At 71.0% G+C, this 6,864-nt stretch carries 6 protein-coding genes; 4 read left to right on the forward strand and 2 right to left on the reverse strand.

Features of this window, described 5'->3' with window-relative positions; translation table 11 throughout:
- Positions 1-120 precede the first annotated feature (120 nt).
- Positions 121-954, forward strand: a complete 834-nt coding sequence (locus tag ACWF94_RS28750; RefSeq protein ID WP_453494683.1) for a potassium channel family protein — start codon at positions 121-123, stop codon at positions 952-954.
- A gap of 143 nt (positions 955-1,097) precedes the next feature.
- Here ACWF94_RS28750 and ACWF94_RS28755 read toward each other — a convergent pair whose 3' ends face one another.
- A complete protein-coding gene (locus tag ACWF94_RS28755) occupies positions 1,098-1,508 on the reverse strand; it encodes a peptidase inhibitor family I36 protein (protein WP_453494686.1) in 411 nt (136 codons plus the stop codon).
- A gap of 188 nt (positions 1,509-1,696) precedes the next feature.
- Complete coding sequence (locus ACWF94_RS28760) at positions 1,697-3,307, reverse strand: MFS transporter (protein WP_453494689.1); 1,611 nt, start codon at positions 3,305-3,307, stop codon at positions 1,697-1,699.
- A 242-nt stretch (positions 3,308-3,549) separates the two neighbouring features.
- Between ACWF94_RS28760 and ACWF94_RS28765 the strand changes: the two genes are divergently transcribed.
- From ACWF94_RS28765 to ACWF94_RS28775, 3 genes are all read left to right on the forward strand, one after another.
- A complete protein-coding gene (locus ACWF94_RS28765) occupies positions 3,550-4,215 on the forward strand; it encodes a TetR family transcriptional regulator (protein WP_453494692.1) in 666 nt (221 codons plus the stop codon).
- A gap of 374 nt (positions 4,216-4,589) precedes the next feature.
- Positions 4,590-5,801, forward strand: coding sequence for an alpha/beta hydrolase (locus tag ACWF94_RS28770; RefSeq protein WP_453494695.1), 1,212 nt, complete (start codon positions 4,590-4,592; stop codon positions 5,799-5,801).
- 75 nt (positions 5,802-5,876) lie between these two features.
- Entirely contained in the window at positions 5,877-6,734 is an 858-nt protein-coding gene (locus ACWF94_RS28775) for a DUF4429 domain-containing protein (RefSeq protein WP_453494698.1), read from the forward strand.
- Positions 6,735-6,864 lie beyond the last annotated feature (130 nt).

Raw genomic sequence — 6,864 nt, forward strand, 5'->3', positions numbered from 1 at the left:
AGGGCGGGGGCGGCGCGGGTTGGGCGGGCCGCCACCGCCTTTCGGTGTCGGTACGAACCCGTGTGCCGCCGACGCACGGCCCGGGTGTCGGTGCGAACACGCGTGCCTACGATGCACCGCATGAAGGAACGCACAGCGCAGGTCCGGTGGGAAGAGCGCTCGCAGACGCCGTTGCTCGTACTCGCGGTGGCGTTCGGTCTCGCGTACGCCGTACCGATCGTGGCACCCGGCGCGGACCGGTGGGTGCACACCCTGTGCATGCTCACCGAGTGGGTGGTGTGGGCCTCCTTCGCCGTGGACTATCTCGTCAGGCTGTCGCTGGCCCCCGGAAAGCGCCTGTTCATCCGCAAGCATCCGCTGGATCTGCTCGCGGTGGTCCTGCCCCTGGTGCAGCCGCTGCGGCTGCTGCGGCTCGTCGCCACCCTGCTCCTGGTGGGCCGGCGGGCGCGGATGGCCCCGCAGATCACGCTCACGACCTATGTCGGGGGCGCCGTGGTCGGGCTGATGATGTTCGGTTCGCTGGCGGTGCTCCATGTCGAACGGGACGCGCCCGACGGGAACATCAAGACCCTCGGCGACGCGGTCTGGTGGTCCTTCACGACCATGACGACGGTCGGTTACGGCGATCACGCGCCGACGACCGGTCTCGGCCGGGTGCTCGCGGTCGGCCTGATGATCTCGGGCATCGCGCTGCTCGGTGTGGTCACCGCGAACATCGCCGCCTGGTTCATCTCCCGCTTCGAGCGCGACAGCGCCGAGGAGCGGCGGCAGACGGCCCTCCTGGAGGCCCTGACGGCCGAGGTGAAGGCCCTGCGGGAGCAGGTGGCCTCCCTCGCCCCGGCACCCGCCGGGGCACCGGGAGCGCCGGCGCCCGTACCCACGATCACCCCCGGCGACACGGCGGTACGGGTGCGGCCCGCCGCCCCGCCCGACGAGCCGGTGGTACGCGGCTGAGCGGGGGGCGCTGAGCCGGGGGCGGGAGCCGTGTGGGCGGGCCCGTACGGACCGGTTCGGCGCGGGCGGTACGGCGCGGGCGATTCGGCGCGGGACGGAGCCCGTGGCGCCGGCCCGGCAGGGACAGGCGCGCGCACGCGGGCTCAGCGCTCCCGGAGCGTGAAGGCCCGCACGCGGTACGGGGACCGGGGCACCCAGGTCCCGTCGCCCGGGTAGGTCTGGAACTCGCCGGTCTCCGCGCACTCCCCCGACTGGTAGGTGGTGACGGGACGGCCGGTGCGGTTGGCGAGCGACTCGGCGGTGGTGCCGGGCGGCAGCGCGACACAGCTGTCGATCTCGGTCCCGTACAGCTCATGACTCCACCGTTCGCCGGAGAAGTCCTCCCGCTCCCACAGGCAGAGCGCGCCCGTGGGGCACTCCCCCAGGGCCGGTGCGGGTGCGGGTACCAGTGCGGGTGCCGGTGCGGGTGCCGACGCCGGTGCGGGAGCAGCGGTGGCCGTCCCCGGCAGCAGTGCCGTCGTGGTCATGAGCGCGGTGATCAGGATCTTGCGCATACCGGTCGTCCCCCGGATGTCGTACGGATCGGATCACCGCACCCTGGCCCCCGGGTGGTCCGGGCGGGAAGTGATCCCGGCGCACATCACCCCGATGAGCGACAGCCCCACCGGGCGGGCCCGGTGGGGCTGTGGATCTCCTGGGGCGACGCGCCGGGGCGCGGGCGGATCGGATACGCGCGGGCGGATCAGATGTGGGCCCCGCCCGCACCCGCCTCCGCGTTGTCCCCGCGCTTGGTCAGCAGGGCGACGAAGATCGCCACCACGGCCGTACCCGCGGCGACCAGACAGGCCAGGCCCATGCCCGACATAAAGGTGTCGTGGGCGACCTTGCCGATCTGCTCGGCCAGCTCCGGCGGCGTGCCCTTGGCCACCGGCGGCACCCCGACCTGTACGGCCTCGGCCGCCTTGTCCAACTGCTCCGGGCTCATCGGGGGCAGCTTGGCGTCGGCCCAGTTGCCCGCGAGGTCGTTGTCGACCTTGGAGGCCATGACCGCGCCGAGCACCGCCGTACCGAGAGCGCCGCCGATCTGCATGGCGGCCTGCTGGAGGCCGCCCGCGACGCCGGACAGCTCCATCGGGGCGTTGCCGACGATGACCTCGGTCGCCCCCACCATGACCGGCGCGAGACCGAGGCCGAGGAGGGCGAACCAGACGGACATCAGCGGGCTGCTGGTGCCCGTCTCCAGCGTCGACATACCGAACATGGCGAGCGCGGTGAAGGTCATACCGCCGGCCAGCGGGATACGCGGACCGACCTTGGTGATCAACAGACCCGCCAGCGGCGATCCGACGATCATCATTCCGGTGAGCGGCAGGAGATGGAGTCCGGCGTCGACCGGGCTCATGCCGTGCACGTTCTGGAGATAGAAGGTGACGAAGAACAGACCGCCCAGGAAGGCGATCGCCATCAGCATCATCAGGACCACACCGGCCGACAGCGGCACGGAGCGGAACAGCTTCATCGGGATGAGCGGCTCGGCGACCCTGTTCTCCCAGAAGGCGAAGACCGCGAAGCACAGGACGGCCGCACCGATGAAGCCCCAGGTCTTGCCGTCGCCCCAGCCCCACTCGGGGGCCTTGATGAGTGCCCAGACGAGACAGAACATGGCCACCGACAGCAGCAGGATGCCGAGGATGTCGAACGACTTCGGCGCGTTCTTCGCCCGGTGGTCCTTGAGGATCACGGCGCCGAGGACGACGGCGAGAATGCCGACGGGGACATTGATGAAGAAGACGGACTGCCAGCTGACGTGCTCGACGAGCAGACCGCCGACGATCGGACCGCCCGCGGTGGACGCTCCGATGACCATGCCCCAGATGCCGATCGCCATGTTCAGCTTCTCGGCGGGGAAGGTGGCGCGCAGCAGACCGAGCGCGGCGGGCATCAGCAGCGCGCCGAACAGGCCCTGGGCCACCCGGAAGGTGATGACCATGGCGATGCTGTCGGAGAGGCCGATGGCGGCCGAGGCCGCGGCGAATCCGACGACGCCGATGAGGAAGGTCTGGCGGTGGCCGAAGCGGTCACCGAGCTTGCCCGCGGTGATCAGGGTCACGGCGAGGGCGAGGAAGTAGCCGTTGGTGATCCATTGGACGTCGGCGAAGGTGGCCCCGAGATCGCTGGCGATCACGGGGTTGGCTATGGCTACGATCGTGCCGTCCAGGGCGACCATCATCACGCCGATGGCGACGGCGAAGAGAGTCAGCCAGGGGTGGCCGCGGAGCCCCTTGGCCGGTATGGAGTCGCCGGGGCCCGCTGAATCCTTCGGGGCCTTGTCGACGGTGGTCTGACTAGTCATGTGTGCGACATTAATGTCAGCCACTGACAATTGACAAACCGATTCAGTAGTCTGTGACTGTCACGCCGCTCACAGGTACGCTGACCTGGTCAGGAGCGGTTGCCCACCCATGGGGGCACGCCATGGAACACAACGGACACGACCGTGGGACACCTGGGACACCTGGGACACCTGGGAGCACGGCCGTGGGGCATACGGCGGGACATCCGGCCCGGAGTCGGGGAACACGAAGCGAGGAGCATGTGACGGTCGAGCCGACAGTTGGGCCGGCCGGTCTGCGCGAACGCAAGAAGCAGCTCACCCGTGACGCGCTCGTGCGCGCCGCGCTGGAACTGTTCACCACCCAGGGTTACGAGGAGACCACCGTCGACGAGATCGCGGACGCGGTCGATGTCTCCCAGCGCACCTTCTTCCGGTACTTCGCCGGCAAGGAGGAGGCCGCCTTCAGTGTGCAGCGCCTCGCCGAGTCCCGCTTCCTGGCGGCACTGCGCGAACGGCCGCCCCACGAGAGCCCGTTCGAGATCCTGTGCCAGGCGATGACGGCCGGCTGGGACATCCTCGGCGACACGATCGAGGAGATCATCCCGGTCGAACTCCATATGCGCAGCTATCTGATGATCGAGTCCACGCCTTCGCTGCTCGCCTCCCATCTGCGTCACTCCATGGAGGTGGAGGAGGAGATCACCCAGCTGATCGCCCGCCGTGAGGGCATCGACGCCGCCACGGACGCCCGTCCCCGGGTCGCGGTGGCCGCGTTCTGCGGGGTGATGCGGGCGGCCGGGGCGATGTGGGCCCGGGGTGACGACTGGAGCATCAGGGCTCTGCGCGACCTGACCACGGCGTATCTCGACCAGTTGGGTCCCGCCCTGACCGAGCGCTGGAACAGGCCCCCCGCCGAGATCATCTGACGTCTGTCGGCCCGCCATCTCCTACCCGCCCGGGGGGCGTCTCCAGCCCGTCCGGGCGGCCATCTCCAGCCCGTCCGGCGTTTGAGGACATGACCGAAGGCCATGCCCCCGCGCTGCGGGGCGGCTCAATAGCGACCGGCAGCGGTCCGGCGCCGGGGCGCCCCGGCGCGGGCTCCGGCTCGGGAGCCGGGGCGCGCACCGGGCCGCGAGCGCGGGGGCGCGTCACAGCGTGACCAAGCGCGACACAAGGCGACCCGGCGCACCGACGCGCTGACGCACCGCGAGACCCCCTTTCCCCATTCGTCCCCCCTGGACACGTGATTCGCCTCACGGACGCCACGAGCCGGCCTCCCCTTCTCCTAGGCTGTCCCGCAGTGACTTCCTTCGACTCCTCTCCCACACTGACCGTCTGGCGGACGCTGCTCGCGCTCGCCGTGGTGTTCATCATGCTGGCGACCACCGGATGGACCGCCGTACGCCACCACGGCGGCGCGCGCGACCTCGTCGAGGCCGAACTGGCCGGCTGGCGCAAGACCCGGATCGGCAGTCGGGCGCTCCCGGGCGTGGACGCTCCGGCGCCGAGGCTGGCCGCGTTCTTCGCGTCACTGGGCAGTTCCCAGCGCGCCCGGCTCGCCCACCGCTTTCCCCTGGTGGTCGGCAATCTCAACGGCGTGCCGGTCTCCCTGCGCTATCGCGCCAACCGCACGGCGCTCGCCCGCTCGCTGGCCCTGGAGCACCGGAACCTGGCGACCGCACGGCTCAGCAGGGTCGGCCGCGACCAGGCCGAACGCCGGATCCACCGCCTCACGGCGCTGATGAGCACCCAGCGGCAGATCCTCGCCTTCGACCCGTCCGGGACCGGTCGGGTCGCCGAGGTGTTCGGCGATCTCGACCGCGCCGAGCGGGTCTCGGTGATCGTCCCCGGCGTGGACACCCATCTGCTCACCTTCCAGCGGAGCGCCCGCAAGAACACCGCGCCGGTCGGTATGGCCAGGTCGCTGTACGCCGCCGAGCGGGCCGCGTCGCCCCGTACGCGTACGGCGGTCATCGCCTGGGCCGACTATGTCGCGCCCGCCGGACTCGGCATGGACTCGGCGATGGGGCGGCTCGCCGAGAACGGCTCGGTACGGCTGACCGCGCTCACCGAGGCGCTGCCGGGGACCTCGGAGATCGTGCTGTTCTGCCACAGCTACGGCTCGGTGGTGTGCGGGGTCGCGGCCCGTGGGCTCCCCGCGCGGGTCACGGACATCGCGGTGGCGGGCAGCCCCGGGATGCGTGCGGAGAGCGTCGGTGAACTGCGCTCCCGCGCCCGGGTGTGGGCGATGCGCGACGGCGACGACTGGATCGGGGACGTACCGCATCTGGAGGTCGGCGGGCTGGGTCACGGTGAGGACCCGGTGGACCCCGAGTTCGGGGCCCGGGTGGTGTCGGCAGCGGGAGCTATCGGCCACAGCGGCTATTTCGAGCCGGGTACGGAGAGTCTCACCAACTTCGCCGAGATAGGCGTGGGCCGGTACGACGGAGTGAGCTGCGCGGGCGACGATGACCTGTGCCGCAGTGACATCTACGGCGAAGCAGCGGCCTGACGCGCGTAGAACTTGGCGCATCGTGGTCGTGACCGAGGGGCGACGCGCGAGCGCCCGCCGCCTACGATGATGCGTATGGGTGATGTACTGGCCGGAATTCAAGCCACTTGGGAGTTCGAGTCCGACTCTGTGCTCATCCGCTTTGAACGGGGACACCGCGCGCCGAAGCTGTTCCAGGCGCTCCGCGAACGCCGCATCCCCCACGAGGCGTTGGCATCGGTGACAGTCTCCCCGGGCAAGCGGGGGACGGTGGTGCTGCGCGCGGCACCCCGGCCCGGCGCGGATCCACTGATGGAGGCCGCCGCCGGGCAGTTGAAGGAAGTGAGCGATCCCTACCGGCTGGTGGTCCCGGCCGAGCGGGGCACTCTCGCCGAGTACTACGCGGACGAGCTGCGGGCGGTGCTGTCCGCCGACGCGGACCGTCCCTCCTACCGGTACGCCGTGGCCGCCCCCAGCGCGCCGCTGAACTTCAAGGCGTACGACGGGAAGGCGTCGTTCGACGGGAGGCATGTCGACTTCCGCTGGTCGTGGACGGGCGCTTCGTCCGAGAAGTGGAAGGCGGGCGACCAGAGCTTCGCGGTGGCGGAGCTGAGCGGGGTCGAGTGGCGCACCCCGGAGGCGCTCGACGGTTACCTCCGGTTGCTGCGGCGCGCGGAGGACGCGGCCCGGCCCGCGAAGGTGGACCAGGATCCGGCGGCGGTGGTGTTCGGACTGCGGAACGGGCCGGTGCACGAGTCGCTGCCGTTCGCCGCCGCGGTGCTGGAGTCCGTACAGAAGTCGGGTGCGGCACCGGCGATGGCGCTGCGGGCGGGGCGGCGCGATCCGGCGGACATCGCGGATCGGATACGCCATCTCGGGGAGCTGCACCAGGCGGGTCTGGTGACGGACGACGAGTTCAGCTCGAAGAAGGCGGAGCTGCTGGCGGAGCTGTGAGGGCCCCGGCCCCGGCCCGGGAGCAGGCCGGGGCCACGGTGACGGACCGGGGCCTCGGTGACGGCCCGGGGCCACGGTGAAGCGGCGGTGATCGTTGCCGTGGCCCGTACGGTTCGACACGGTTCGACAC

Source organism: Streptomyces sp. NPDC055078, assembly GCF_053607985.1.